The sequence below is a fragment of the Cupriavidus sp. MPR-AND1C genome, assembly GCF_058809705.1.
Genome location: NZ_JBXASU010000017.1, coordinates 42,501 through 68,008 on the forward strand (window position 1 = coordinate 42,501; position 25,508 = coordinate 68,008).

Annotated in this window: 23 protein-coding genes and 1 pseudogene; 10 read left to right on the forward strand and 14 right to left on the reverse strand. The window is 64.9% G+C overall.

All coding sequences use genetic code 11. The features are described from left to right. Window positions 1-11 precede the first annotated feature (11 nt). The 4 genes from tgt to secF all read left to right on the forward strand — a co-directional run bounded on the left by tgt (window position 12) and on the right by secF (window position 4,838). The gene (tgt, locus tag AC1RWI_RS12300) at window positions 12-1,163 is read left to right on the forward strand and encodes a tRNA guanosine(34) transglycosylase Tgt (protein ID WP_043349485.1); all 1,152 of its coding nucleotides are present in this window, start codon (window positions 12-14) and stop codon (window positions 1,161-1,163) included. Window positions 1,164-1,336: 173 nt separating this feature from the next. Continuing rightward, a complete protein-coding gene (gene yajC / locus AC1RWI_RS12305; RefSeq protein WP_043349487.1) occupies window positions 1,337-1,666 on the forward strand; it encodes a preprotein translocase subunit YajC in 330 nt (109 codons plus the stop codon). 237 nt (window positions 1,667-1,903) lie between these two features. Further along, window positions 1,904-3,775, forward strand: a complete 1,872-nt coding sequence (secD, locus tag AC1RWI_RS12310) for a protein translocase subunit SecD (protein WP_043349490.1) — start codon at window positions 1,904-1,906, stop codon at window positions 3,773-3,775. A 91-nt stretch (window positions 3,776-3,866) separates the two neighbouring features. Continuing rightward, window positions 3,867-4,838, forward strand: coding sequence for a protein translocase subunit SecF (gene secF, locus AC1RWI_RS12315; RefSeq protein ID WP_492866664.1), 972 nt, complete (start codon window positions 3,867-3,869; stop codon window positions 4,836-4,838). 100 nt (window positions 4,839-4,938) lie between these two features. On the opposite strand, the gene AC1RWI_RS12320 is transcribed toward secF, so the two are convergent. The 8 genes from AC1RWI_RS12320 to purB form a co-directional block, all read right to left on the reverse strand. Continuing rightward, window positions 4,939-5,946, reverse strand: coding sequence for a response regulator (locus AC1RWI_RS12320; protein WP_492866666.1), 1,008 nt, complete (start codon window positions 5,944-5,946; stop codon window positions 4,939-4,941). Beyond that, window positions 5,943-7,076, reverse strand: a complete 1,134-nt coding sequence (locus AC1RWI_RS12325; protein WP_043349496.1) for a hybrid sensor histidine kinase/response regulator — start codon at window positions 7,074-7,076, stop codon at window positions 5,943-5,945. The genes AC1RWI_RS12320 and AC1RWI_RS12325 overlap by 4 nt, the downstream gene beginning before the upstream one ends. Before the next feature lie 7 nt (window positions 7,077-7,083). Continuing rightward, window positions 7,084-8,415: a sensor histidine kinase gene (locus AC1RWI_RS12330; protein WP_043349497.1), complete on the reverse strand. Its 1,332-nt coding sequence runs from the start codon at window positions 8,413-8,415 to the stop codon at window positions 7,084-7,086. 22 nt (window positions 8,416-8,437) lie between these two features. After that, entirely contained in the window at window positions 8,438-9,829 is a 1,392-nt protein-coding gene (locus AC1RWI_RS12335; RefSeq protein WP_043349499.1) for a class I SAM-dependent methyltransferase, read from the reverse strand. 496 nt (window positions 9,830-10,325) lie between these two features. Next, window positions 10,326-10,907: a YceI family protein gene (locus AC1RWI_RS12340; protein WP_043349501.1), complete on the reverse strand. Its 582-nt coding sequence runs from the start codon at window positions 10,905-10,907 to the stop codon at window positions 10,326-10,328. A gap of 67 nt (window positions 10,908-10,974) precedes the next feature. Beyond that, a complete protein-coding gene (locus AC1RWI_RS12345) occupies window positions 10,975-11,547 on the reverse strand; it encodes a YceI family protein (protein ID WP_043349502.1) in 573 nt (190 codons plus the stop codon). Between the two features lie 67 nt (window positions 11,548-11,614). Further along, window positions 11,615-12,205: a cytochrome b gene (locus AC1RWI_RS12350; protein ID WP_492866669.1), complete on the reverse strand. Its 591-nt coding sequence runs from the start codon at window positions 12,203-12,205 to the stop codon at window positions 11,615-11,617. Window positions 12,206-12,460: 255 nt separating this feature from the next. Next, the gene (gene purB / locus AC1RWI_RS12355; protein ID WP_492866671.1) at window positions 12,461-13,837 is read right to left on the reverse strand and encodes an adenylosuccinate lyase; all 1,377 of its coding nucleotides are present in this window, start codon (window positions 13,835-13,837) and stop codon (window positions 12,461-12,463) included. Window positions 13,838-14,287: 450 nt separating this feature from the next. Between purB and AC1RWI_RS12360 the strand changes: the two genes are divergently transcribed. Beyond that, window positions 14,288-14,902: a glutathione S-transferase family protein gene (locus AC1RWI_RS12360; protein ID WP_492866673.1), complete on the forward strand. Its 615-nt coding sequence runs from the start codon at window positions 14,288-14,290 to the stop codon at window positions 14,900-14,902. An 86-nt stretch (window positions 14,903-14,988) separates the two neighbouring features. Here AC1RWI_RS12360 and mnmA read toward each other — a convergent pair whose 3' ends face one another. From mnmA to AC1RWI_RS12385, 5 genes are all read right to left on the reverse strand, one after another. Continuing rightward, window positions 14,989-16,089, reverse strand: coding sequence for a tRNA 2-thiouridine(34) synthase MnmA (gene mnmA / locus AC1RWI_RS12365; RefSeq protein ID WP_043349515.1), 1,101 nt, complete (start codon window positions 16,087-16,089; stop codon window positions 14,989-14,991). Further along, window positions 16,086-16,589, reverse strand: a complete 504-nt coding sequence (locus AC1RWI_RS12370; RefSeq protein WP_173430690.1) for an NUDIX hydrolase — start codon at window positions 16,587-16,589, stop codon at window positions 16,086-16,088. Before AC1RWI_RS12370 ends, mnmA begins: the two co-directional genes overlap by 4 nt. A 105-nt stretch (window positions 16,590-16,694) precedes the next feature. Next, window positions 16,695-17,624, reverse strand: a complete 930-nt coding sequence (gene dapA, locus AC1RWI_RS12375; RefSeq protein WP_492866676.1) for a 4-hydroxy-tetrahydrodipicolinate synthase — start codon at window positions 17,622-17,624, stop codon at window positions 16,695-16,697. Continuing rightward, entirely contained in the window at window positions 17,611-18,009 is a 399-nt protein-coding gene (locus AC1RWI_RS12380; protein WP_492866678.1) for a hypothetical protein, read from the reverse strand. The genes dapA and AC1RWI_RS12380 overlap by 14 nt, the downstream gene beginning before the upstream one ends. A gap of 126 nt (window positions 18,010-18,135) precedes the next feature. Next, window positions 18,136-18,948, reverse strand: a complete 813-nt coding sequence (locus AC1RWI_RS12385; RefSeq protein ID WP_043349524.1) for a TorF family putative porin — start codon at window positions 18,946-18,948, stop codon at window positions 18,136-18,138. Between the two features lie 534 nt (window positions 18,949-19,482). Between AC1RWI_RS12385 and AC1RWI_RS12390 the strand changes: the two genes are divergently transcribed. From AC1RWI_RS12390 to AC1RWI_RS12410, 5 genes and pseudogenes are all read left to right on the forward strand, one after another. Further along, on the forward strand, window positions 19,483-20,604 hold the full coding sequence (locus AC1RWI_RS12390) for a Re/Si-specific NAD(P)(+) transhydrogenase subunit alpha (RefSeq protein ID WP_043349527.1): 1,122 nt from the start codon (window positions 19,483-19,485) through the stop codon (window positions 20,602-20,604). A gap of 36 nt (window positions 20,605-20,640) precedes the next feature. Then, window positions 20,641-20,784, forward strand: a pseudogene (locus AC1RWI_RS12395) (aspartate 1-decarboxylase); the annotation flags it as partial. A 237-nt stretch (window positions 20,785-21,021) separates the two neighbouring features. Next, window positions 21,022-21,354 carry an NAD(P) transhydrogenase subunit alpha part 2 gene (locus AC1RWI_RS12400; protein ID WP_043349532.1) on the forward strand — a complete coding sequence of 111 codons (333 nt, stop codon included), beginning with the start codon at window positions 21,022-21,024 and terminating at the stop codon, window positions 21,352-21,354. A 2-nt stretch (window positions 21,355-21,356) separates the two neighbouring features. After that, on the forward strand, window positions 21,357-22,811 hold the full coding sequence (locus AC1RWI_RS12405; RefSeq protein ID WP_052494685.1) for an NAD(P)(+) transhydrogenase (Re/Si-specific) subunit beta: 1,455 nt from the start codon (window positions 21,357-21,359) through the stop codon (window positions 22,809-22,811). Between the two features lie 294 nt (window positions 22,812-23,105). Next, on the forward strand, window positions 23,106-24,152 hold the full coding sequence (locus AC1RWI_RS12410) for a response regulator (protein WP_043349537.1): 1,047 nt from the start codon (window positions 23,106-23,108) through the stop codon (window positions 24,150-24,152). A 43-nt stretch (window positions 24,153-24,195) separates the two neighbouring features. Here AC1RWI_RS12410 and AC1RWI_RS12415 read toward each other — a convergent pair whose 3' ends face one another. Beyond that, on the reverse strand, window positions 24,196-25,470 hold the full coding sequence (locus tag AC1RWI_RS12415) for a THUMP domain-containing class I SAM-dependent RNA methyltransferase (RefSeq protein ID WP_043349540.1): 1,275 nt from the start codon (window positions 25,468-25,470) through the stop codon (window positions 24,196-24,198). Window positions 25,471-25,508 lie beyond the last annotated feature (38 nt).

A 25,508-nucleotide genomic window follows, 5' to 3' on the forward strand; every position in this document is an offset into this window, starting at 1 on the left:
CGAATCCAGCCATGCTCAACTTCGAACTGCTCACCACCGACGGCAACGCCCGCCGCGGCCGCGTCACCCTCAACCACGGCGTGGTCGAGACCCCGATCTTCATGCCGGTCGGCACCTATGGCTCGGTCAAGGCGATGTCGCCACTCGAGCTCGGTGAGATCAACGCTCAGATCATCCTGGGCAATACCTTCCACCTGTGGCTGCGCCCCGGGCTGGAAGTGGTGGAAAAGCACGGTGGCCTGCACCGCTTCATGGGCTGGGACAAGCCGATCCTGACCGATTCGGGCGGTTTCCAGGTGTTTTCGCTGGGCGCGCTGCGCAAGATCACCGAGGATGGCGTGACCTTTGCCTCGCCGGTCAACGGCGACAAGCTGTTCCTGTCGCCCGAGATCTCGATGCAGATCCAGCGCACGCTGAACTCCGACATCGTGATGCAGTTCGACGAATGCACGCCGTACGAAATCGACGGCCGCCCCGCCACCCACGCGGAAGCGGCCGCCTCCATGCGCATGAGCCTGCGCTGGGCCAAGCGCTCGATCGACGAGTTCAACAGCCTGGGCAACCCCAACGCGCTGTTCGGAATCGTCCAGGGCGGCATGTTCGAGGACCTGCGCGACGAGTCGCTGGCCGGCCTGTCGGAGCTGGACTTCCACGGCTACGCCATCGGCGGCCTGTCGGTCGGCGAGCCCAAGGAAGACATGATGCGCGTGCTGGAGCACGTAGGCCCGCGCCTGCCCGCGCACAAGCCGCACTACCTGATGGGCGTGGGCACGCCCGAAGACCTGGTGGCCGGCGTGGCATCGGGCGTGGACATGTTCGACTGCGTGATGCCGACCCGCAATGCCCGCAACGGCTGGCTGTTCACGCGCTTTGGCGACGTCAAGATCAAGAATGCCGTCCACCGCAACGACACCCGCCCGCTGGACGAGTCCTGCGGCTGCTATACCTGCCGCAACTTCTCGCGCGCCTACCTGCACCACCTGCACCGGGTCGGCGAGATTCTGGGCGCGCGCCTGAACACCATCCATAACCTGCATTACTACCTGGAGCTGATGAGCGAGATGCGCGAAGCCATCGAGGAACACCGCTTCGAGGCCTTCCGCCTCCGGTTCGCCGCCGATCGCGCGCGCGGGGCGCAGCCGGCCACGCCCGCCCCGGCGTGAACTTTCCGCACGGCGCCGGTCGAACAGCGGTGCCTGCGACTGCCAAGCGGCTCGCAAGGCGCCCCGAACAAACCCGTACTACACCGTAAATGCCCGGATCGGGCATGGAATGCGGCCGCAAGCGGGTGGTAGAATGACCGACTAACTGATTGACTTTGTGACGGAGAAGCAACGTGCTGATTTCTAACGCATTTGCCCAGACTGCCGGCGTGACCGGCGGCGCGGCGGGTGGCCTGATGAGTTTCCTGCCTATCATCCTGATGTTCGCTGTGCTGTGGTTCATCATGATCCGCCCGCAGATGAAGCGCCAGAAAGAATCGAAGGCAATGCTGGAAGCACTGGCCAAGAACGACGAAGTCGTGACTGCCGGTGGCATCCTCGGCCGTGTCACCAAGGTCAACGAACAATACGTGACCATCGAAATCGCCACGGGCACCGAAATCACGGTGCAAAAGAGCGCGGTTACCACGGTGCTGCCCAAGGGCTCGCTGAAGTCGCTCTGAGCACCGCGGCTGCGGGCGTGGCGTCGCTTGACTCAGGCGCCGCCCAGCTTCTCCCGCACCGCCCGCCTGCTTTTTCGCCCTTCCCGGCACGCCTTTAGCGCGCGTGCCCCTGCAGCCGCCTGATCCAGCCCGGGTTATCCGTGGATGCCAGGCGGCTGTTTGCCAACCGGTGCGGTGGTGCCAACTGCCCGCTGACGGTCTCGTCGGCACCGCCAACCGAAGAACGACTGGCCAAAGATGAATCGTTATCCGCTTTGGAAATACCTCGTGATCCTGGTGGCTCTGGCCATCGGCATCACCTATACGCTGCCGAACTTCTTCGGCGAGGCGCCTGCCGTGCAGGTCTCCTCCGCCAAGGCCACGGTCAAGGTCGACCTGGCCATGCAAAAGCAGATCGAGCAGGTGCTGGCGCAGAACAACCTGCAGCCCGACGGCATGTTCTTCGACCTGAACGGCCAGTCCGGCTCGGTCAAGGCGCGCTTCAAGACGCCCGACGAGCAGCTCAAGGCCAAGGACGTGCTGACCCGCGCGCTCAACCCCGACCCCAATGACGCCACCTACGTGGTCGCGCTGAACCTGCTGTCGGGCTCGCCGCGCTGGCTCACCGCCATGCACGCGCTGCCGATGTACCTGGGGCTGGACTTGCGCGGTGGCGTGCACTTCCTGCTGCAAGTGGACATGAAGGGCGCGGTCGACAAGAAGCTCGACAGCCTGGCCGGCGACGCGCGCACCCTGCTGCGCGACAAGGGCATCCGCCATGGCGGCATCGACCGCGACGGCGACCGCCTGACGGTGCGCTTCAACAATGCCGACGACGCCACCAAGGCGCGCGGCATCCTGGCCGACAACCTGCGCGAGCTGGCGTTCAGCCCGGATGGCAACAACATCTCCGGCGTGTTCACCGATGCGGCCCGCAAGGCGGTGCAGGATGCGGCGGTCAAGCAGAACATCACCACCCTGCACAACCGGGTCAACGAGCTCGGCGTGGCCGAGCCGGTGATCCAGCAGCAAGGCGCCGACCGCATCGTGGTGCAGTTGCCTGGCGTGCAGGACACCGCAAAGGCCAAGGACATCATCGGCCGCACCGCCACGCTGGAAGCCCGCCTGGCCGACCCCGACGCGCCGCGCAATCCGCGCCCGGGCGACCCGATCCCCTTCGGCAGCGAGCTGTTCACGCAGGGCAACGGCGCGCCGGTGGTACTCAAGAAGCAGGTGATCTTCACCGGCGACCGCATCGAAAGCGCTTCGGCGGGCTTCGACCAGAACCAGCGCGCCTCGGTCAACATCAAGCTCGACGCCCAGGGCGGGCGCGTGCTGCGCGACGTCTCGCGCGAGAACATCGGCAAGCCGATGGGCATCGTGCTGTTCGAGAAGGGCAAGGGCGAAGTGCTGACGGTGGCGACAATCCAGTCGGAACTGGGCTCCAGCTTCCAGATCACCGGTTCGTACTCCACCGAAGCCGCCAACGACCTGGCCCTGCTGCTGCGCGCCGGCTCGCTGGCCGCGCCGATGGAAATCATCGAAGAACGCACCATCGGCCCGTCGCTGGGCGCGGACAACATCAAGAAGGGCTTTGACTCGGTGGCCTACGGCTTTGGCGCCATCGCCGTCTTCATGATGCTGTACTACATGCTGTTCGGCGTGTTCTCGGTGGCCGCGCTGGCCATCAACCTGCTGCTGCTGGTGGCGGTGCTGTCGATGCTGCAGGCTACGCTGACGCTGCCCGGCATCGCCGCTATCGCGCTGGTGCTCGGCATGGCCATTGACGCCAACGTGCTGATCAACGAGCGGATCCGCGAGGAACTGCGCGCGGGCGCTTCGCCGCAGATGGCGATCGCTGTCGGCTTCGACCGCGCCTGGGCCACCATCCTGGACTCCAACGTGACCACCCTGATCGCGGGCCTGGCGCTGCTAGCCTTCGGCTCCGGCCCGGTGCGCGGCTTTGCCGTGGTGCACTGCCTGGGCATCATGACCTCGATGTTCTCGGCGGTGTTTTTCAACCGCGGCCTGGTGAACCTCTGGTACGGCCGCAAGAAGAAGCTGCAAAGCGTGGCGATCGGCCAGATCTGGAAGCCGGGCTCGGACAGCCAGGGCACCGTCGCCAAGTAAGCATCATGGATGTCCGCGCGCACAGAACGCGCACGGACATCCAACCAGCATAGAACGGCAGCAGGCGCTGCCGTACAAAACAGGATTCAACATGGAATTCTTCCGCATCCGGCGCGATATTCCGTTCATGAAGCACGCGTTGATCTTCAACGTGATTTCCTTCCTGACGTTTGCCGCCGCCGTATTCTTCCTGGCACACAAGGGCCTGCACCTGTCGATCGAGTTCACCGGCGGTACGGTGATGGAGGTCAACTACCAGCAGACGGCCGACCTGGAGCGCATCCGCGGCCAGGTCGGCAAGCTTGGCTACACCGACGTGCAGGTGCAGAACTTTGGCACCTCGCGCGATGTGATGATCCGCCTGCCGCTGCAAAAGGGCCCGGACGGCAAGCCCGTCACCTCGGCCCAGCAAAGCGAGCAGGTCATGACCACGCTGCAGGCGGCCGCGCCTGACGTCAAGCTCCAGCGTGTGGAGTTCGTCGGCCCGCAGGTGGGCAAGGAACTGGCCACCGACGGGCTGCTGGCGCTGCTGTGCGTGGTGGTCGGCATCGTGATCTACCTGTCGTTCCGCTTCGAGTGGAAGTTCGCGGTGGCCGGCATCATCGCCAACCTGCACGACGTGGTGATCATCCTGGGCTTCTTCGCCTTCTTCCAGTGGGAATTCTCGCTGTCGGTGCTGGCGGCAATCCTGGCGGTGCTGGGTTACTCGGTGAACGAATCGGTGGTGATTTTCGACCGGATTCGCGAGAACTTCCGCAAGTACCGCAAGATGACCACGCACGAGATCATCGATAACGCGATCACCAGCACCATCTCGCGGACCATCATCACCCACGGCTCGACCCAAATGATGGTGCTGTCGATGTTCTTCTTCGGCGGCCCCACCCTGCACTACTTCGCGCTGGCGCTGACCGTCGGCATCTTGTTCGGCATCTACTCCTCGGTGTTCGTCGCCGCTGCGCTGGCCATGTGGCTGGGCGTCAAGCGCGAGGACCTGGTCAAGGGCGAGAAGAAGCCGGGCGACGTCGACCGCGAAGACCCGAACTTCGGCGCGCAGGCCTGACGGGCCCGCCGCGGATAGCGCGTCAAGACAACAAGAAAGGGCACCTTCGGGTGCCCTTTCTTGTTCTGCCGTTGCTACTCGGCACGCGCTCGGAACGCGCTCAGAACTGCTCGATCCACACCGCCAGGCGATCCGCAGCAAACTCCGCGGTGCGATCCATGGGGCGGTAGACGATGGAGTCACCCTCCCGCACGGCCTTGAGCGCGCCGCCGGTTTCATCCAGCCACAACAGCCCCGCCAGCCAGGTAGCGTGCTGCGCGGACACTTCCTTATCCACCGGCTCGCCCAGGTACTCGGCAAGCGCGGCGCCCTGGATCCACACCAGGGCATCGCCGTCGCGGCGCACGTTGGCTGCGCCTTGCGTCGCGGCCAGCGTCTCGGCCAGTGCCGCCACCGCATCGCCCACTCCACGGCCGGCGAGCTGCGTGCGCAGCGCGGCGAGCTTGGCCGCCACCGCGTGGCCGAAGGTGCCGCTGCGCCGGCTTTCCGCCGCCACCAGGTCGGCGTAGTCCATCAGCAGCCAGTCCGGCTCGGGATTCTGCACGCCGACCAGCGCGGCCGAGGCCAGGTAGGTGTCCACCGGCTGGAAGCGCTCCGGGCCGATCAGGCTGGCCGACAGCGTGCGGATCAGGCCGATGCGCGCGGCGATGGTCTGCCGCTGCAGCACGCTCAGCTTCTCGCGCAGCAACTGGTCGCGCTCCTTGCGCAGGCCGGCCATCTCAAGCGCCTGCTTGAGCTCCATGCGCAGCGAGGTGATGTCCCACGGCTTCTTGATATAGCGATGGATCTGCCCCTCGTTGACGGCCGCGACCGTATGCTCGATCTCCGAGTAAGCCGTGGTCAGGATCCGCACGATATGCGGATAGCGCTCGCGCGCGTAACGCAGCAGCTCATTGCCGTACTCGCCCGGCATGCGCTGGTCGGAGACCAGGACCGCAAGGCTGTCCGCGTGCGCATCCAGCAGCGCCTTGCCCTCTTCGACCGAGCCACCGGTCACGACCGGCGCCAGGGCTCCGATGGCACGCTGGAAATACTTGACGGCCGTGGCCTCGTCATCGACGAACAGAATCGCCGGTGATGGTGCCTGCGTGGCATTCGGTTCGTTCATCGATCACTCCTATGCATTCGACTCTTGGTATTGGGGAAATCCAGCGTCACTGTGGTACCCGCACCGGACGTAGACTCGATCCGGATGCCGCCACCGAAAGACTGCATGACGCGGTTGCAAAAAATCATGCCCAGCCCGTTGCCGCCGGTACTCGCATGGGTGGTGACCGGATCCACCAGAAGGCGCCCCATCACCTCAGGTGGGATGCCCGGGCCGTTGTCGCAGATGCGGATCGCGGCATCGGGCTCGGCCGCCACCACGAAGCGCAGCGAAGGCGAGTCGACGCCGTCGAGCGCTCGCAGCGCATTGGACAACAGCGACGACAGCACCAGCGCAACGCAATTGGGCAGCGTGCGCACGGCAAAGTCGTCATGCATTTCGATCTTTATCCACTCACGCTGCGGCCCGGCGAAGGGGTAGGTGTCGAGCAGCGCGGCGATCAGGCCGCCTGCGGTCACTTCCCGGCTGGCGCCCGCTTGCGTGCTCGGCCGGCTGCCGCTGCTGCGCACCGACTGCAGGAAAGACGAAATCACGGCCAGGCAATACTGCGCGTTGTCATGCATCGACGTGGCCGCCTGGCCAATCTCGCTCTGGCGCAGCGGATTGTATTGCGCCGCGACACGGCTTTCGATACCCCGCGCAAAATTTGCAATCGCCGCCAGCGGCGTGTTCAGTTCATGCGCCAGGAAGGCCAGCGTCTCGTCGATCGCCATCAGGCGCTGATGGCGGATCGAGCGTTCGCGATAGCGCTCGGCGGCAAGCCGCAGCGCTTCGCGCACCTGGCCCAGCTCGATGGGCTTTTCCAGGATGCGGAACACCTCGCCGGTATTGACCGTCCGCAACAGCATGTCCTTGTCCGCGTAGGCGGTCACCAGGATGCGCACGATCTGCGGGTACTCGAGCGCAACCTGGCGCAGCAGGTCGCCCCCATCGCGCCCCGGCATGCGGAAATCCGTCACCAGCACGGCGATGCGCGCGCTCTCCCGGCGCAGGATGCGTACCGCTTCGTCGGCGCTGCTGGCGACCAGCACCTCGTACTCCGTGCCGACCGCGCGGGCGAAGTACTTGCATGCCATTTCCTCGTCATCGACGTAAAGCACGGTAAGCCGTGGTTGACGGGCGTCGCTCATGGCATTCTCAGTCGGCTCGGGGCAGGTCGAAGCTGAACGAGGCCCACTTGCCCAGTTCGCTCTCGGCAAACAGCACGCCGCCGTGACGCTCGATCACCGCGTAGCTGATCGACAGGCCCAGGCCCAGGCCCTGGCCGACTTCACGCGTGGTGAAGAACGGCTCGAACACGCGCGCCAGGTGTTCTTGCGCAATGCCCGGCCCATTGTCCTTCACGGTCACATGCAGCCGGCGCTCCACCCACTTCACGGTGGTATGGATGGCCGGGCCCTGCGTGCCGGCCTTGCGCATGGCCAGCGCTGCGTTGGAGAACAGGTTGATCAGCACACCGATCACTGCGGCTTCGTCGCCCAGCACCAGCGTATCGGTCGGCAGCTCACGCGTGACGGCCACCCCGCGCAGCTCATGCGCGGTCAGCCGGATCGAGGAATCGAGCGCCTTCTCGAACAGGAAGGGCGTGCCCTCCGCTTCGGCGCCGGGCTTGCGATAGGCGAAGGTCTTCAGGTCCGACACGATGTGCTGGATGCGTTGCATTCCCTGCTTGGCGTCGACCAGGCACTCCTGCAGCATCGGTTCGCTCTTGGCCACCGGCTCTTCCAGCGCGACCTCGATCGCCATCAGGCAGAAGTTGACCGGATTGTTGACCTCATGCAGCAGGCCCGCGGCCAGCGTGCCGATGGCGGCCATCTTTTCCTGCTGCAGCATCTGGCCCTTGATGTCGACCAGCTTGCGGTTGATCACTTCGAGTTCACCGTTCTTCTCCGCCACTTCGGCCTTCAGCCGGAACAGCATGAAGCGCGCCCGCTCATTGAAGTAGGTATATACAGCGCTGGCCGCCGCGGCAAACAGCAGGAACAGCGAATTGACGATAAAGGTGCCGGCCGGCTCGATGCCGCCGGAATGCAGCACGCAGGCAAGCAGGTAGAACAGGTAGGACAGGATCCCGAAGACCAGGTTCTGCCACAAGCCGAACGGCAGCGCGATGCCCGACGCGAAGATGGCGAGATTCAGCCCGACGTAATACGGCGACTCCACGCCATCGGTATGCCAGATCATCCACGAGATCATGATCTGCGGCAGCAGCAGCCACGACAAGGTCAGCCACGGCGCAAACCGGCGCCCTGCCGTGCTGTACAACAGCATCACGATGCCGGCGATCAGCAGCGACACCAGCACGCGCGCCACGGCGAAGGGCGCCTGCAACTGCGGATACTGGCCGTAGTCCAGCCCCACGCCGAGCAGCACCAGCACGATGGCGGTATAGGCGCCGCCGCGGCTGAAGGCCAGGCGGAAATCCGCCAGCTCGGTCTGGTAACCCGCGTAAAGTTGATTGGTGCTCATGGCTGGGCCGGCTACTGGCGTTTCAGAGGATGATCGCTTCCGCGAACACATTCACCCCGGTCTGGTCGACATAGAGCTTGTGATCGCGGGATCGTTCGGGCAGCAGCATACTCATCCTGGCCTCGTCGCGATAGATCAGGTACCACTCCAGCAGGTGTTCCATGCCGAATTTCTCCGGATTGGCCGAATGGACGTTGGTTACCAGCAACTGGCCGCCCGGGCGCGTACGCGCGGCAAAATAGCTCAGCAGGCGGGAACACACCTTATCGGACAGGTAGTCGAACAACCCGGCGCAGTACACGGCATCGAACTCGCGCAGCCCGGCATCGTCCGGCGCGATCTTGCGCTTGAGCAGTTCATGCACCGATTGATGCACCATCTCCACCGACACCTTGTGCCCCGCCGACGCGGCCGAGCTCTCGATGGAGGACTTGGTGTAAGCCAGGGTCTCCTCGCTGAAGTCGACCAACTGGAACGACAGTAACTCGGGCTGCGGATACTCGCGCACGAAGCGCTGGATCTCGAAGGCGGGGCCGCAGCCGACATTGAGGATGCGAAACGGCCTGCCGGCCGCGCGAGCGGCATCGGCCTGGCGCGACAGGAAATCGACCAGCAGGTCGATCCGGTTGCGGTGAGCGGTCGCCACCGCCGCCTTGAGGAAGGCCGTATTGACGATCTGGAAGTAGGTGGTCGGGCCCTGCTGCGGATCGTTCAGGATCTGGTTGACCATCTCATAGTCGCCCGCATAGCCCAGCGGCTTGGTGAAGGTGCGGTAGACAAAGGGGGCGCGCAGCAGCAGCGGATGCAGGGCCGATTGCGCGTATGTGCGGTGCACCGGCGCGATCTCCGCCTCCACCTGCTCGGCCTCGCCTTCGAGCCGGTCAAGGTAGGTCTTGACCTTGAGCATGATTGGCGTGGCGAGCTCGTAGAACACGTCTTCGCGCAGCCGTCCGTCGGTCTTGGGCAGGTTCTCGGTCAGGTCGACCTGCTCGACCCAGCGCGAGACTTCCGAGAGAAACGCGCGCATTTCGTTGACCACGATCTGGTAATCGCGCCGGATATTGAAGCGCGCATCCCAGTCGTTGATGAACAGCTCGGCCTCACGCCCGACCGATTTGGGCTCATTGGGCAGGTCGCTCAGCTCGCGCCATTCATCGATCAGCGTCAGCGATACCACCGCGGTGAGGCCGGTGTTCACCAGGCTCATCACCACCGCCTTGCCCAGGTAGGCGTTCTTGCTGCCCATGCGCACACTCAGCTCGCTCAGCACCTCGCTGACCTGGACGATCGAGTATGGATTGTAGATTTCCATCACCAGAGCTTTTCTCTGGAGATTGATAATTGTGCCCCGCACCTGCTCGCCCTGCGAGTTGCGGAAACTAACCACCGGATCGATTTGCGTTTGGGAGTACACGGTATTGCGCCAGAGAAATCCGAAAAACGCTGCCGGCCGCCCAGTTCAACAATGCATCATCGACTGGCCGGGTACAGCTCGTAGGGCGATGGATCGCTACGCTAGGCCAGTATCAGGGGGTACTGCTGGGATACATGTCGGTAATCGGTTGCGGGCATGGGCGTCCTGATGATGGCACGCGCGCGGCTACACCCTGGTAACTGTGACTGAGACTGAAACTGAGTGAGACTGAGTAAGACTGTACTGAGTAGGACTGTAACTGAATCTTAGCGGATCATTGTACTGTGGGCGCCAAGTGCAGACAACATAACCTGCGCAAGCCCGCCCGCCGAGCCGGGAACGACTGGACAGCACCGGAAATAAAGCAAAAGGCCGGGAATGCTCCCGGCCTTTTGCCTTGCTGCTTGCATGCGCGACGCCACGGGGACAAGCCCAGGGCATCGCGAAGCCTGTGCCGTCCGTCCTGGCCGGCCTTTAGTCGACGATCAGTCGGCCTTTATTCCGCCTTTACGCCTTCGACCTGGATCGCCAGCTTGACCTCGGGCTTGAAGCCCATCTTCACGCCATAGTCGATACCGAAATCGGCACGACTGAAGGTGCCCACCGCGTCAGCACCACAGGCTTCGCGCTTGAGCATCGGATGCTGGATGCACTTGAACTCGCGGATCTCCAGCTTGACCGGCTTGGACACGCCGTGCAGGGTCAGCACGCCATCGACTTCGGTCGGCACATCGCCGTTGAACTTGGAGAACTTGCCCTTGTACGTGGCGTCGGGGAAGGCTTCGACGTTGAACATCTCAGGGCCCTTCACGTGCTGGTTCAGCTTGCTGTTGCCGAAGTCGACCGAGGCGGGATCGATCTTGATATCCACCGAGCCGGTCTTCGCGACGCGGTCCAGCGTCACCACGCCGCTCGACTTTTCGAACTTGCCGCGCCACGTCGACAGGCCACCCAGGTGGTCGGTTTCGAAGCTCGGGTACGTGTGGGTGGGGTCGAGGTTGTAGGTCACCGTGTTGGCGGATGCGACGCCGACGGCGGACAGGGCCGCGACAGCGGCGAGGATGGTGCGCAATTTCATGAGAGCTCCCGGCAAAAAGTTGGGGATGAACAGCAAAGGAATGGCAGGGAAGATGGGCGCCGCGCGCTTACTTCTTAGCCAAGGTCACGATACGGAATTTGATCTGGACATCGTCGGCCACTACGGAAGTGTCCTTCCATTCGCCGTCGCCGATGTTGTACACGGTGCGCTTGATCGGCAGCACGCCCTCGAACACCTGCCCACCGGCATCCTGGCGATAGCTTGCCGGAATCACAACGTCCTGGGTCTTGCCCTTGATGGTGAGCTTGCCCGCCACCTCATACTTGCCGGCGGCGCCGGCCTTGATGCTGGTCGACTGGAACACCGCCTTGGGGTACTTGGCCGCGTCGAACCAGTCGCGTCCCTTGACCTCCTTGGTGGTCTCGGCGTCGCCGATCTCGAAGCTGGACACGTCGATCTCGACCTTGGCCGAGGATGTTGCCAGCTTGGCGGGATCGAACGCGACCGTGGCGTCGAACTTCTTGAACTTGCCCTCCATCGGCACGCCGATCTGGCGAGCCGTCGCGGTGACCGAGCTCTTGGCTGCGTCGACCTGGGCCCAGGCGTAGTTGGCTGCGATGCCGGCAGTGGCCAGCGTGGCTGCCATCAGGAGCGCGCTCGGGCGGGGAATGCGTTTCATTAAAAACTCCTGTCGCTAAGAGGGCCTTGCGGCCCTCGGTCATTTGTCGGTTTGCCGATATGCCGGCTTACTTGAGGAACGGCAGCATGCGCGCCAGCGTGCCGTCGCGCTCGATGAACTGATGCTTGATGGCAGCGGCCGCATGCACTACGACGATCACGGCCATCAGGTAGTTCAGCCAGATGTGGACCAGCTTGAGGATTTCCTTGAGCTCATCGTTCTTCTCGATCAGCGCGGGCAGTTGCCAGATGCCGAGGTAGACCACTGGAACCCCTGATGCCGAGCTATACAGGTAGCCCGTGATGGGCACCACCACGATCAGCGCGTAGAGCAGCAGGTGAGCCGCGTGCGCGGCCTTGGCCTGCCAGGCCGGAGTGCCCGCGGCCGGTGCCGGCGCGCGGTGGGTGGCGCGCCACAGCACGCGCAGCACGGCGATGGCAAAGACGGTCACGCCGATCCACTTGTGCCAGGAAAACAGCTTGAGCTTGAGCATCGACAAGCCCGGAATGCTGGTCATGTACAGGCCCAGCCCGAAGGCGGCGAAGATCAGCAGCGCGATGATCCAGTGCAGGCCGATCGCCGTGGCCCCATAGGCGGACGTCGGCTGCGGCGCTACGGCAGCGCCGGCGTGGGCGCCGGCTTTGGCTTGGGAATGCATGGATAAGGACCCCTGCCCTTGTGGGCGTTTCACAATCTTTTACTGAACGGCAATTACTGCTGCTCCTTGAATTCTCGCATTATTGTGCGGCAGGCAGGTTGCGGAACGGTCTGAAATTCATGGAATCATTCAAACCATTTGAAGTGACATTTCGCCGCAGCTGGCAAGCCGTGCCGGCGCTGGCCGCCCATCAACAAAAAAGCCACCCCCGGGGATGGCTCTTTTTGCAACGCGCCGGCCCGCGGGCCGGGAGAATCACACGCGTTCGGCGAGGCTGACGGCGCGGCCGATATAGGTGGCCGGGGTCATTTCCAGCAGCAGCTTCTTGGCGTCGTCGGGAATCGCCAGGCCGCTGATGAAGGTCTGCAGCGCCTCGCGCGAGATGCCCTTGCCGCGCGTCAGCTCCTTGAGCTGCTCGTAGGGATTGGGCACGCCAAAACGGCGCATGACGGTCTGCACCGGCTCGGCCAGCACTTCCCAGCAGTTGTCGAGGTCTTCGTCCAGGCGCTCGGGGTTGGTTTCCAGCTTGCCCAGGCCGCGCAGGCAGGCCTCATAGGCCAGCAGGCTGTAGCCGAAGGCCACGCCCATGTTGCGCAGCACGGTGGAATCGGTCAGGTCGCGCTGCCAGCGCGACAGCGGCAGCTTTTCCGACAGGTGGCGCAGCACCGCGTTGGCCAGGCCCAGGTTGCCTTCCGAGTTCTCGAAATCGATCGGGTTGACCTTGTGCGGCATGGTCGACGAGCCGATTTCGCCAGCCTTGGTGCGCTGCTTGAAGTAGCCCAGCGAGATATAGCCCCAGATGTCGCGGTTCAGGTCGAGCAGGATGGTATTGGCACGGGCGATGGCGTCGAACAGCTCGGCCATGTAATCGTGCGGCTCGATCTGGATGGTGTAGGGGTTGAAGGTCAGGCCCAGGCGCGTTTCGATCACCTGCCTGGAGAAGGCTTCCCAGTCGAAGCTGGGGTACGCCGACAGGTGAGCGTTGTAGTTGCCGACCGCGCCGTTCATCTTGCCCAGCAGTTCCACGCGCTGGATGCGCTCGATGGCGCGCGCCAGGCGTGCCGCCACGTTGGCCATTTCCTTGCCCAGCGTGGTCGGGCTGGCCGGCTGGCCGTGGGTGCGCGAGAGCATCGGCTGGCGGGCATTGGCATGCGCCAGCTCCACCAGGCGCGCGTGCACGCGTTGCAGCGTGGGCAGGATCACGCCTTCGCGGGCGCCCTTGAGCATCATGCCGTGCGAGGTGTTGTTGATGTCTTCCGAGGTGCAGGCGAAATGGATGAACTCGCTCGCGGCTTCCAGCTCGGCGTTGCCCTTGACCTGCTCCTTGAGCCAGTACTCCACGGCCTTCACGTCATGGTTGGTGACCGCCTCGATCTCCTTGATGCGCGATGCGTGGGCTTCGGTGAAGTTGTCCACCAGCGCCAGCAGGGCCGCTTCCGAGGCCGGCGAGAACTTCGGCATGTCGGGCAGGCCGGCTTGCGACAGCGCGATCAGCCAGTGCACTTCCACCTTGACGCGGTTGCGCATGAAGGCCGCTTCCGAGAGCCACTCGCGCAGCGCATCGGCCTTGGAGGCGTAGCGGCCGTCGATGGGAGACAGGGCGGTGAGCGGGGAGAGCGAGGAAGAAGACATGCTGGGAGACCGGAGGGATAGAGGGAAGTGGTTACGCAAGCGTCGCCTGGCGGGCAGATTGCGCAGGCAAAATGGCCGGGCGAGGCCCTCGCGGGCCGAAGTGGCCGGTGACAAGGCGGAACCGGTCTAAAGAGGGGAAAAGACACAAAAACAGGTCCAATTCGCCCAAAAAAGAGAACAATTCGGCGCAAAAACCGACTGACGGCACGACGGAAAGCGGGCATTTTACCATCGTGGCCCGCCTTCTGTGGACGCGTTCGCGGGGCCGCGCAGCTCGCGCGTCTCGGCATGACGACACGGCGGGCAGGCGCCGCGCTCGCCCGGCGCATCCCGGACGGGGCACGGGTATACTCGCGCTCGCCGATCCGCTAGCCTGTTATGAAGTGCATCGGGCATGCCGGCCGCGCAAGGCGCGGCCGATGCACTTCATAACAAGCTCGAGGGGAGTCCATGAAGCTGTATGCATCGCAAACCAGCCCTTACGCGCGCAAGGTGCGCGTCGTGATGGCGGAAAAGAAGATCGATTACCAGATGGTCGAGGTTGACGTGTGGTCGCCGGACACCACCATCTCCCAGTTCAATCCGCTGGGCAAGATACCGTGCCTGGTCATGGAAGACGGCGGCGCGATTTTCGACTCGCGCGTGATCGTCGAATACGTCGACACCCTGACGCCCGTCAGCCGCATGATCCCGCAAGGCGCCCGCGAACGCGTCGAGGTACGCTGCTGGGAAGCACTGGCCGACGGCCTGCTCGATGCCGCCCTGCTGGCGCGCCTGGAACACACGCAGCGCGAGCCCGAGCAGCGCAGCGAGCGCTGGGTCCAGCGCCAGCTCGGCAAGATCGACGCGGCGGTGGCCGCCATCGCCGACGGCCTGGCCGACCGGCCCTGGTGCTCGGGCAACCATTACTCGCTGGCCGACGTGGCCGTGGGCTGCGCGTTGTCGTACCTCGACTTCCGCTTCCCGGACATCGCCTGGCGTGAGCGCCACCCGCGCCTCGCCGTGTACCAGGACAAGCTTTCCAAGCGCCAGTCGTTCATCGACACGGAACCGCCGCGCGCCTGAGCCTTGCGTGCGCCTGCTGCCGCGCGAAGATGAAAAAAAACCGGCCATCGAGCCGGTTTTTTTCATCTCATCGCACTCCGCGCGCCTCACCGGATAATGCCGCCACCCAGGCAGACGTCGCCGTCGTACAGCACCGCGGACTGGCCAGGCGTAACCGCCCACTGCGCCTGCGTGAACGTCAGTTGCAGGGCATCGTCTCCCGCCCCCGTCACCGTGCAGGGCGCATCGCTCTGCCGATACCGCGTCTTGGCCGACAGCGTGGCGCCTGCCGCCGGGCCGGTGCCCGCCACCCACGACAGGTCGGCAGCGTCGAGCGTGGGTGTCAGCAGCCACGGATGCTCATGGCCCTGCACCACATACAGCGTGTTGCTGGCCATGTCCTTGCGCGCCACGTACCAGGCGTCGCCATTGCCCGCGCGGCTGCCGCCCAGGCCGATGCCCTTGCGTTGCCCCAGCGTGTAGAACGCCAGACCGATGTGCTGGCCGACTTCCTTGCCGTCCGGCGTCCTCATCGGTCCCGGCTTGGTCGGCAGGTAGCGGTTGAGAAAATCGCGGAACGGCCGCTCGCCGATAAAGCAGATGCCGGTGGAATCCTTTTTCCTGGCATTGGGCAGGCCGATCTCGGCAGCGATCTCGCGCACGCGCGTCTTGGGCATCTCGCCCAGCGGAAACAGCGTGCGCGACAGCTGCGCCTGGTTCAGCCGGTGCAGAAAGTAGCTCTGGTCCTTGGTGTGGTCAAAGGCCTTGAGCAGCTCGAAGCGGCCAGTGCCGGCACCCACATCCGCCCCCGCTTCGCGCACGCGCGCGTAGTGGCCGGTGGCGATGGTGTCCGCGCCCAGCGACATGGCGTGGTCCAGGAAGGCCTTGAACTTGATCTCGGCATTGCACAGCACGTCGGGGTTGGGCGTGCGGCCGGCCGAGTATTCGCGCAGGAAGTCTGCAAAGACACGGTCCTTGTACTCGGCAGCGAAATTCACCGCTTCCACGTCGACGCCGATGAGGTCGGCCACCGAGACCACATCCAGCCAGTCCTGCCGGGTCGAGCAGTACTCGCTGTCGTCGTCGTCTTCCCAGTTCTTCATGAACAGGCCGATCACCTCGTAGCCTTGCTGCTTGAGCAGCCACGCTGTCACCGACGAATCCACGCCACCCGACATGCCCACCACCACGCGCTTGCCCTGGCTCATGACAGCACTCCGCCGCCCACCACGGAAGGATGGGTGTAGAGCGCGTCGAGCGCGAAGCGCTTGCCCGCCAGATAGTCCTCGATGCAGGCCAGCAGCAGCGGCGTGCGATGGCGCTCGGGGCAGGCACGGATTTCGTCGGCGCTCATCCACACGGTGCGCACGATGCCCACGTCGAGCTGGCGCCCGGCATCGAGCGCGCCCAGCTCGCCGGTAAAGGCGAAGCGCACATAGGTAATGTCGCCGCCCGGGCGCGCGGCCGTGCCGGCCGAGTGCGGGCGGGCCATGTAGCAGCCCAGCAGCGCGCGCGGCTCGAACGTGTGCGCGGTTTCTTCCAGCGTTTCGCGGATGACGGCGTGAATCAGGCTCTCGCCCGGGTCGAGATGGCCGGCAGGCTGGTTCAGCCGCAGGCCGTCGGGCGTTTCTTCTTCCACCAGCAGGAAGCGGCCGCCGCGTTCAATTACCGCGGCAACCGTGACGCTGGCCTTCCAGTCGTGTGACATGATGCACAAATTTTAGGCAATCCGGCATTCTACCGGTTGCCGCCCTTTCGCGCATCCGGCGCATCCGGCGCATCCGGCGCATCCGGCGCCACGCCCGCGCCAACGCTAGGCCGGCAGCAAAGTGCGCTCCACGTCCTCCACCGCCGGCAGCGAAGCGATCATCTGGTCCAGCCGTTCGCGCAGCGCGCGGCTGGCCGGCACCAGTGGCCGCCTGACCTCGGAACTTGCCAGCCCGCACAATGCCAGCGCGGACTTGACCGGTGCGGGATTGGGCTCGGAGAACAGCAGCGAGATCAACGGCGCCAGGCTCGCGAACAGCGCACGCGCTGCGGCAACACGGCCCTGCGCCACCAGTTGCAACAGCCGCACGAACAGATCCGGGCGGATGTGCGCGCAAGCCGGCACCACGCCGCCGCCACCCGCTAGCAGGTGGTCCAGCATGGCCGCATCCTCGCCGCAGAAGACCGCGAGCCGATCGTTGCCGGCCAGGGCGCGAAGCCCCGCCGCGTCACATTCCTTGACCGCGACGACGCGCGGATGCGCGGCCAGCCGCTGCACCAATGCCGGTGACATATTGCAGCCGGTGCGCTTGGGCACGTTGTAGAGCATCAGCGGGCGCCAGGTGGCATCCGCCACGCGCTCGACGTGCCAGGCAATGCCCTCATCGCCGGGCCGCAGGTAGTACGGCGGCGGCACCAGGTAGCCCGCCAGGTCGAAGCGGTCGAGCTGGCGCACCTGCTCGCAAACCACGCGGGTATCCACGCCGCCAACGCCAGCCAGCACTGGCAGCGCACCGTCCACCGCCTCCAGCACCGCGGCGGTAAACATCAGCCGCTCATCCCGCGTGAGCAAGCCGCCCTCCCCGGTCGTGCCCAGGATGACCAGCCCATCCACGCCGCTGGCCACATAGTGCGCGGCCAGCCGCTGCGCGCAGGCCAGGTCCGGCTCGCCGCCCTGCATCGGTGTCACCAGCGGCAGCCACAACGTCGCGCGGCTGTCTTCGCGCAAGCCCGCCATCATCTCAGTGCGCGGCATGGTCTTGTCCTAGCACCGTGGTGGCGCCGAACTCGGCGGCCGGCAGGGCCATCATGATGGCGTGCATGGCAGCGTCGCGGCCGCCGCGCTCGACGTCCACATGCAGCGTGGTCTCGCCATGGCGGTGGTCCACCTCGACCACGTAGATGCGCGCCAGTTGCCCGATCGCGCGATGCAGCGACTGGCGCAGCGCGAAGACCTGGCTCGACGCCACCGCCAGGCGCAGGCGGATCCAGCTGCGCGCGGTGTCCACGCCAAGCGCGGGCGCGACGGCCTGCGCGGCTTGGATGCCGGATGCGTCAAGGCGCGCGGTGCGGGATCCGGTGCGGGTAAGACGACGGCGTGGCACGCAAGCAAAGGCCACGGCAAGGCTCGACTGTCGCATTTGAGCGGGACCCGCGCTGGGCGGGTCGTCTGTTGGAGATGCAACCATGCTATGCATGGCCGCCTCAAGTTGATGCAGTAATCGCCGCCGCCGCCATCAAAATGTCATCAAGATGGCGCGGCATGCTCAGAACGTCTTGGTGAGCGACGCGAAGGCGGCTGCCTTGCCGATATAGCGGCCGGGCACATTGGTGTAGACCGACTTGTTGGCATTGGTGTCGATATAAGCGATCGCCAGCGCAAAACCCTTGCCCAGGTCCTTGGTCAACCCCAGCTTCCAGTCCGTGTACGAGGCGTCCGTGACATTCCTCACCTTCTGGTAGCCGACGTGCGCATTGAGTGTCAGGTCCCAGACGTTCAGCGGCACATTGGCCGACAGGTCTACGTAGTAGCTGTTCTTGCTGTCGTTGAAGCCGAACAGGTTGGTCACCGCGTGCGAGTATTTCAGGAACACCGGGCCGTAGCCGATGCCGCCGTACAGCTCCGTCGTGTACGGGCGTGTGTAGCCGGCCGGATAGTCGCCGGGATAGTAGTACTCCAGCACGCCCACGTCGTAGTTCCATTCGAGCCCGCCCAGCATGATGGTGTTCTTGAAGCCGCCGTAGAAGTCCATCTCGATCGGCGCCGACACCTTGGCGTTGCTGTCGCCAAGCCAGCTGATGCTGGAGTTCCAGTTACCCACGTAAAGGCCGCTCGAATGCGTGTAGTCGAACCCGCCCTGGATCGCCGGGCGGCGGTTGGACTGCATCAAGCCCCGGTAGCGATATTCGCTGGCCAGCGTGACGTTGGCCGTGAAAGTGTGCGGCGACGCGTCGGCTGATGCGGCGGCGGCGGCTGCATCGGGTGTGCCCTGCGCGAAGGCGGCCGGCGTGGCGAGAAGCGTGGCGCAAGACAGGGTGGCGAGACAGGCGTGCGAAACGTTGAAGCGAAGAGCAGTCATGGATAACTTGGCAATTGGAAGAACTTCGATCGGTGGACAGCCACGCATGAGGCGATGGCCGAAGCCACGGCAAGCGTCAGGATGAGAGTGGCCGCGGCGCGACCGGAACAGTACGGGCACGCGCCTAAAATCGGTGTCAAGAAAATACCGGCCCGCCAAGGGATGGCGTAAAAATCGTAAAGGGAGGAACGTCCCGGCATGCCCCGGGATGAACCAACAGGGTCCGAGAGGCGGTGATGCGGTTGCGCAAAAGCCGACCAGCCGGTCACCACATATCTTCAGATTCCTGTAAGCTGCGAAAAAATTGTGCGCTGCGTTCGGCCTGGCCGGGCGCATGGCAGACACAAAGGGCAGACACAAAAGGGCCAAAGACGTCCGCCCGCCTAGCAGATCAGTGGCATTGTCAGAATGAGCCGAAGCGGTTCTGGTCAGGCGCGTTGCCATGTCGTAGCAGTCGTACGACCAGCTCGCGCGCCAACGCCAGAATCATTTTGACAGCGCCTCAAAGACGCCAGCAAAAAGGAGAAATTGACGATGCACATCGGCATCCCGCAGGAGACGCGGGCAGGTGAGACTCGTGTCGCCGCCACCCCGGAGACGGTCAAGAAGTACGTGACCCAGGGCCATCAGGTCATCGTCCAGTCGGGAGCCGGCGTACGCGCCAGCGTGCCGGACTCGGCGTATGAGGCCGTCGGTGCCACCATTGGCACCGCGGCGCAAGCCTTCGGCACGCAGTTGGTGCTCAAGGTCCGCGCCCCCGTCGATGCCGAGCTCGCGCTGATGAAGCCGGGCGCCGTGCTGGTCGGCATGCTCAATCCCTTCGACGCAGAGAACAACGCGCGCATGGCGAGCGCCACGCTGACCGCCTTCGCGCTGGAAGCCGCGCCGCGCACCACGCGCGCGCAGAGCATGGATGTGCTCTCTTCCCAGGCCAATATCGCCGGCTACAAGGCCGTACTGGTCGCCGCGCATCATTACCAGCGTTTCATGCCCATGCTGATGACCGCCGCCGGCACCGTCAAGGCGGCCCGCGTGCTGATCCTCGGCGCCGGCGTGGCGGGCCTGCAGGCCATCGCCACCGCCAAGCGGCTGGGCGCGGTCATCGAAGCCTCCGACGTGCGTCCCGCCGTCAAGGAACAGATCGAATCGCTGGGCGCCAAATTCCTCGATGTGCCCTTCGTCACCGACGAAGAGCGCGAGATCGCACAGGGCGTGGGCGGCTATGCCCGCCCCATGCCACCCGACTGGATGCGACGCCAGGCCGAACTGGTGCACGAGCGCGCCAAGGCCGCCGACATCGTCATCACTACCGCGCTGATCCCGGGCCGCCAGGCGCCGGTGCTGCTCAAGGAAGAAACGGTGCAGGCGATGAAGCCGGGCTCGGTGGTGGTCGACCTGGCCGCGGCGCAGGGCGGCAACTGCCCGCTGACGGTCGCTGACGAAGTGGTGGAACGCCACGGGGTCACGCTGATCGGGCACACCAACCTGGCCAGCATGGTGGCGGCCGACGCGTCGGCGCTATATGCGCGCAACGTGCTCGACTTCCTCAAGCTCGTCATCGACAAGGAAGGCCAGTTCACGCTGAACCTGGAGGACGATATCGTCGCCGCCTGCCTGATGTGCAAGGACGGCCAGGTGGTCCGCGGCGCTTCCTGAAGCGGCAGCGGGCCCGCCGCGGCCCGGTTTTTTTAGAACGGTGCGGCCGCCCGGCGCGCGCACCTGGGCGACCATCTCATCATCTGCTCCTACGCGCCGATGAGCGATGAGGAGATCGCCACCTACAAGCCGAAGATCATCCTGTTGGACGACAACAACGCCATCAAGGAAATCAAGAAGGTGCAAGCGGATGAGGACATCGCGCCGGGAGCCAACGTCGGTGCGATGCCCGCATCCGGCATGCGATTTTCGGATTTAGCCGTACCCTCACCCCCGGGGTGAGGGTACCTACGTGACAGACGACGACGCGGCACCAGGCGGGGCATCGATGCAGCAGGCGCTCACAGGCGCCTGGCCAGGCAAAAGAACACGGGACAACCGCGCAGCGAAGGCATTCAAGCAACGGAGGAGAAGTCGATGGAAATGGTGAACCACACGGTGATCAACCTGATCATCTTCGTGCTGGCGATCTACGTGGGCTACCACGTGGTCTGGACGGTGACGCCCGCCCTGCACACCCCGCTGATGGCCGTGACCAATGCGATCTCGGCCATCATCATCGTCGGCGCCATGCTGGCTGCCGGCCTGACCGAGGGCCCCGTGGGCCGCACCATGGGCACGCTGGCGGTCGCGCTCGCCGCGGTCAACGTGTTCGGTGGCTTCCTGGTGACGCAGCGCATGCTGGAGATGTTCAAGAAGAAGGAACCCAAGGCCAAGTCTGGCAAGGGTCATGAGGAGGGCGCCAAGTGAGCATGAACCTCGTCACCCTGCTCTACCTGCTCGCCTCGGTGTGTTTCATCCAGGCGCTCAAGGGCCTCTCGCATCCCAGCTCCGCGCGGCGCGGCAATGCCTTCGGCATGATCGGCATGGCCATCGCCGCGGTGACCACGCTGGTGCTGATCGCCAAGCTCAAGAGCGAGTTCCTGGCCATCGGCGCGGGCCAGTCCTCGGTCGCCGAAGGCATGGCGCTGATCTTCGGTGCGCTGGTGGTTGGCGGCGGCATCGGCGCCTACGTGGCAAGAAAGGTCGAGATGACCAAGATGCCCGAGCTGGTGGCCGCCATGCACTCGCTGATCGGTATGGCCGCGGTCTGCATCGCGGTGGCCGTGGTGGCCGAGCCGTCGGCGTTCAGCATCACGCCGCCGGGCTCGCACGATATCCCGTTTGGCAATCGCATCGAGCTGTTCATCGGCTGCTTCGTCGGTGCCATCACCTTCTCCGGTTCGGTGATCGCCTTCGGCAAGCTGTCGGGCAAGTACAAGTTCCGCCTGTTCCAGGGCGCGCCGGTGTCCTTCGCCGGGCAGCATCTGCTGAACCTGCTGCTGGCGGTGGCCATGATCGGCTTCGGCATCATCTTCTGCCTGTCGCAGGACTGGCTGCCGTTCCTGCTGATGCTGGCGATCGCCTTCGTGCTGGGCGTGCTGATCATCATCCCGATCGGCGGCGCCGACATGCCGGTGGTGGTGTCGATGCTCAATTCGTACTCGGGCTGGGCCGCGGCGGGCATCGGCTTCTCGCTGAACAACCCGATGCTGATCATTGCCGGCTCGCTGGTGGGATCGAGCGGTGCCATCCTCTCGTACATCATGTGCAAGGCAATGAACCGGTCGTTCTTCAACGTGCTGCTGGGCGGCTTCGGCGGCGCGCCCGCGGCGGCCGCTGCCGGCGGCCAGGCGCAGCGCAACGTGAAGTCCGGCTCGGCCGACGACGCGGCCTTCCTGATGGGCAATGCCGAGACCGTGATCATCGTGCCGGGCTACGGCCTGGCGGTGGCGCGCGCGCAGCACGCGCTGAAAGAACTCACCGAGAAGCTGGTCGAGCGGGGCGTGACGGTGAAGTACGCCATCCACCCGGTGGCGGGCCGCATGCCTGGCCACATGAACGTGCTGCTGGCCGAGGCCGAGGTGCCCTACGACCAGGTCTTCGAGATGGAGGACATCAACAGCGAGTTCGGCCAGGCGGATGTGGTGCTGGTGCTGGGCGCGAACGACGTGGTCAACCCGGCCGCCAAGACCGATCCCAACTCGCCGATTGCCGGCATGCCGATCCTGGAAGCCTACAAGGCCAAGACCATCATCGTGAACAAGCGCTCGATGGCCGCTGGCTACGCGGGCCTGGACAACGAGCTGTTCTACATGGACAAGACCATGATGGTGTTCGGCGACGCCAAGAAGGTGGTGGAAGACATGGGCAAGGCGGTCGAGTAAGCACGCCGGAAGCACCGGATACGGGCATCGGCCCGTATCCGCCGCCACGAAGAGCGCGACACTGTCGCGCTTTTTTCCATCTCGCCGAGGTCCGGTTGCGCGCGAGCGCGAGCGCGCTATACTGGTTTCCGGTCACCGGCCATGGCACGCGCCGGTCATCCAGAAAGGGCCAGGTGTAGTCCAGCGCGGTGGGCCGCTCCGAACCGATCCGTCCGCTGGCCTTGCCGCACCGGATCTCCAGCCGCGCCAAACCACCCGCCCGAAGTGTCTGCCGACACCGGAGCCGAACGCAACATGACATTCAACCCCCAGGACAGGAATCTGTCGGTCTTCCATCACCCGATCCTCACGGTGCTCGTCGACGACAGTAAATCGTTCATCGACAGCCTGGCGTTCCAGATGGATCCGTCGCGCCCGGTGGTGACCTTCACCGACCCCCGCGAAGCCCTGCAATGGATCCGCGAGACCTACACCACACGCTCGACCGGCTTCCTGCCCGTGCGGGTCACGCACGACGACCTGACCTTCCTGACCGAGCGGCGCACCGTGCAGCTCGATATCGACCGCATCTACCGGCAAATCCACGACTACAACCGCTTTGTGCAGCCGGGCGTGATCGTGGTCGATTATTCGATGCCGCAGATGAACGGACTGGAGTTCTGCCAGGCCCTGCAGGACCTGCCGTGCAAAACCATCCTGCTGACCGGCACCGCCGACGAAGGCATTGCCGTGCAGGGCTTCAACCACGGGCTGATCGACCGCTACGTGAAGAAGCACGACAGCAATATGGTCGAGCGGCTGGACCAGGAGATCGACGCACTCCAGCAGCAGTATTTCGCCACCCTGTCGCGCACGCTGCGCGATCTGCTGACGCGCCACTCGTTTTCCTTCCTGTCGGACCCGGCGATCTGCGAGCGGGTGCGCCAGGTCACCGCGCGTTACGGCTTTGTCGAGTACTACCTCTACCCCAACCCGGCCGGCATCCTGATGCTGACGGCGCAGGGCCAGGCCACGCTGATGGTGATCGAGACACGCGCCGGCCTGATCAACCAGGTGGAATCTGCGGAAGCTTACGATGCGCCGGCGGCCCTGATCGAGGGACTGCGCGAGGGCCGCATCGTGCCTTTCTTCTGGCCAGGCAACGGCATGTACACGCCGGCCTGCATCGACTGGGAGCAATATTGCCTGCCGGCCGAGCGCTGCGAAGGGCGCGAGGATTATTTCTACGCGCTGTTCGACCTGCCGCGCCATCTACTGCAGGAGCCGGTGGTCAGCTTCCAGGGTTTCCTGGACGATTTTGCCCGTCACCCCGAGAGGGTCACCGGGCGCGCAGCGCGCTAAGCCACACCGCGCAGGAGAGCAAGCCTCACCTGCGCGCGCCGCATCAGGCCGAAGGCTGCGCGGGGGCGTTGCGGTTGCCGCCTCGCACCATGTCGAAACGAAACAGCCGGCACTCGATATTGCCGTTGTACAGCGGCGTGCGGCGCGACTCCTTGAGCCGCAGGCGGCGCGGCAGCGTCAGGTCGCCAGTGAACACCCATGCCTGCCAGCCCGCGAAATGCTGCTTGAGCGTGGTGGCAAAGGCGCTGGCGAACTGATTGGCGGCCTCGTCATCGATCTCGTCGACCGGTGCTTCGTCCATCGGCCGCCGGCGTTCTCCCCGCACGGCAATCCGCTCACCATACGGCGGGTTCATCAACATCAGGCCGGGGGCCGCGAACGGCGGCTGCGCAAAGCGCGCATCCACCTGCTTCAACCGCACTTCGCCGGGCAAGCCCGCGCGTTCCCAGTTGGCTTGCGACATCGACAGCATGTCGGTGGAAATATCGCTGCCAGCGAGTTCCAGGGGCTCGGACGCGACGCGCTTGCGCGCGGCCTCCTCATCATCGCGCGCAGCCGCCTTCAGCGCATTCCACGTCTTGTTGTCGGCGCCTTTCAGGCGCTCGAAGCCAAAGCTGCGATTCGCGCCAGGAGCCAAGCCAAGGGCCACCTGGGCAGCTTCCACCAGGAAGGTGCCGCTGCCGCACATCGGATCGTAGAACGGGCGTTCGGTCTGGCCTGGCACCCATCCGGCCAGGCGCAGGATGCCGGCGGCCAGGTTTTCCTTTAGCGGCGCCTCTCCCTTCTCCAGGCGCCAGCCCCGCTTGAACAGCGGATCGCCCGAGGTGTCGAGGTAGAGCGTGCAATCGTGCTCGGTCAGGTGAGCATAAATCCGCACATCCGGATTCACGGTATCGACGCTGGGCCGCTCGCCCGAGCGCTCGCGCATGGCGTCGCAAACCCCGTCCTTGATACGCAGGGCAATGAAATTCAGGCTCTGCAGCGGCGAGCGATGCGACGTGACGTCCACCCGCAGCGTCTCATCCGGCGTGAACCAATGATCCCAGCGCTGGGCGCGGACCAGGTCATAGATGTCGTCTTCGCGCCGGTAGCCGCGGTTGGCAACCCGCATCAGCACCCGGCTGGCAATGCGCGAGTGCAGGTTGACTGCATAGGCCGCGGCCATCTCGCCCGAGAAAGTGACGCCACCGGGCATTTCGCGATGGACCTGGATGGGGGCGAGCCTGGCCAGGCCGGGCCGGGCTGCGATCTCGTGCAACTCTTCGGCAAGTGCGCTCTCGAGGCCGCGCGGGCAGGAGGCAAAAAAGGCTTGGGACATGGCTTGGGAATTCCTGCAAACAAAAACGTCCGCCGTAG

What these genes read in the sequence shown, in the direction of transcription:
- AC1RWI_RS12405 (WP_052494685.1), top strand. Translation starts at nt 21,357, where the DNA reads ATGAACCTCGTCACCCTGCTCTACCTGCTCGCCTCGGTGTGTTTCATC.
- AC1RWI_RS12350 (WP_492866669.1), bottom strand. Translation starts at nt 12,205, where the DNA reads ATGCATTCCCAAGCCAAAGCCGGCGCCCACGCCGGCGCTGCCGTAGCG.
- AC1RWI_RS12370 (WP_173430690.1), bottom strand. Translation starts at nt 16,589, where the DNA reads ATGTCACACGACTGGAAGGCCAGCGTCACGGTTGCCGCGGTAATTGAA.
- AC1RWI_RS12360 (WP_492866673.1), top strand. Translation starts at nt 14,288, where the DNA reads ATGAAGCTGTATGCATCGCAAACCAGCCCTTACGCGCGCAAGGTGCGC.
- AC1RWI_RS12380 (WP_492866678.1), bottom strand. Translation starts at nt 18,009, where the DNA reads ATGCGACAGTCGAGCCTTGCCGTGGCCTTTGCTTGCGTGCCACGCCGT.
- AC1RWI_RS12415 (WP_043349540.1), bottom strand. Translation starts at nt 25,470, where the DNA reads ATGTCCCAAGCCTTTTTTGCCTCCTGCCCGCGCGGCCTCGAGAGCGCA.
- purB (WP_492866671.1), bottom strand. Translation starts at nt 13,837, where the DNA reads ATGTCTTCTTCCTCGCTCTCCCCGCTCACCGCCCTGTCTCCCATCGAC.
- dapA (WP_492866676.1), bottom strand. Translation starts at nt 17,624, where the DNA reads ATGCCGCGCACTGAGATGATGGCGGGCTTGCGCGAAGACAGCCGCGCG.
- tgt (WP_043349485.1), top strand. Translation starts at nt 12, where the DNA reads ATGCTCAACTTCGAACTGCTCACCACCGACGGCAACGCCCGCCGCGGC.
- AC1RWI_RS12385 (WP_043349524.1), bottom strand. Translation starts at nt 18,948, where the DNA reads ATGACTGCTCTTCGCTTCAACGTTTCGCACGCCTGTCTCGCCACCCTG.
- AC1RWI_RS12345 (WP_043349502.1), bottom strand. Translation starts at nt 11,547, where the DNA reads ATGAAACGCATTCCCCGCCCGAGCGCGCTCCTGATGGCAGCCACGCTG.
- AC1RWI_RS12410 (WP_043349537.1), top strand. Translation starts at nt 23,106, where the DNA reads ATGACATTCAACCCCCAGGACAGGAATCTGTCGGTCTTCCATCACCCG.
- mnmA (WP_043349515.1), bottom strand. Translation starts at nt 16,089, where the DNA reads ATGAGCCAGGGCAAGCGCGTGGTGGTGGGCATGTCGGGTGGCGTGGAT.
- AC1RWI_RS12340 (WP_043349501.1), bottom strand. Translation starts at nt 10,907, where the DNA reads ATGAAATTGCGCACCATCCTCGCCGCTGTCGCGGCCCTGTCCGCCGTC.
- secD (WP_043349490.1), top strand. Translation starts at nt 1,904, where the DNA reads ATGAATCGTTATCCGCTTTGGAAATACCTCGTGATCCTGGTGGCTCTG.
- secF (WP_492866664.1), top strand. Translation starts at nt 3,867, where the DNA reads ATGGAATTCTTCCGCATCCGGCGCGATATTCCGTTCATGAAGCACGCG.
- AC1RWI_RS12330 (WP_043349497.1), bottom strand. Translation starts at nt 8,415, where the DNA reads ATGAGCACCAATCAACTTTACGCGGGTTACCAGACCGAGCTGGCGGAT.
- AC1RWI_RS12320 (WP_492866666.1), bottom strand. Translation starts at nt 5,946, where the DNA reads ATGAACGAACCGAATGCCACGCAGGCACCATCACCGGCGATTCTGTTC.
- AC1RWI_RS12400 (WP_043349532.1), top strand. Translation starts at nt 21,022, where the DNA reads ATGGAAATGGTGAACCACACGGTGATCAACCTGATCATCTTCGTGCTG.
- AC1RWI_RS12390 (WP_043349527.1), top strand. Translation starts at nt 19,483, where the DNA reads ATGCACATCGGCATCCCGCAGGAGACGCGGGCAGGTGAGACTCGTGTC.
- AC1RWI_RS12325 (WP_043349496.1), bottom strand. Translation starts at nt 7,076, where the DNA reads ATGAGCGACGCCCGTCAACCACGGCTTACCGTGCTTTACGTCGATGAC.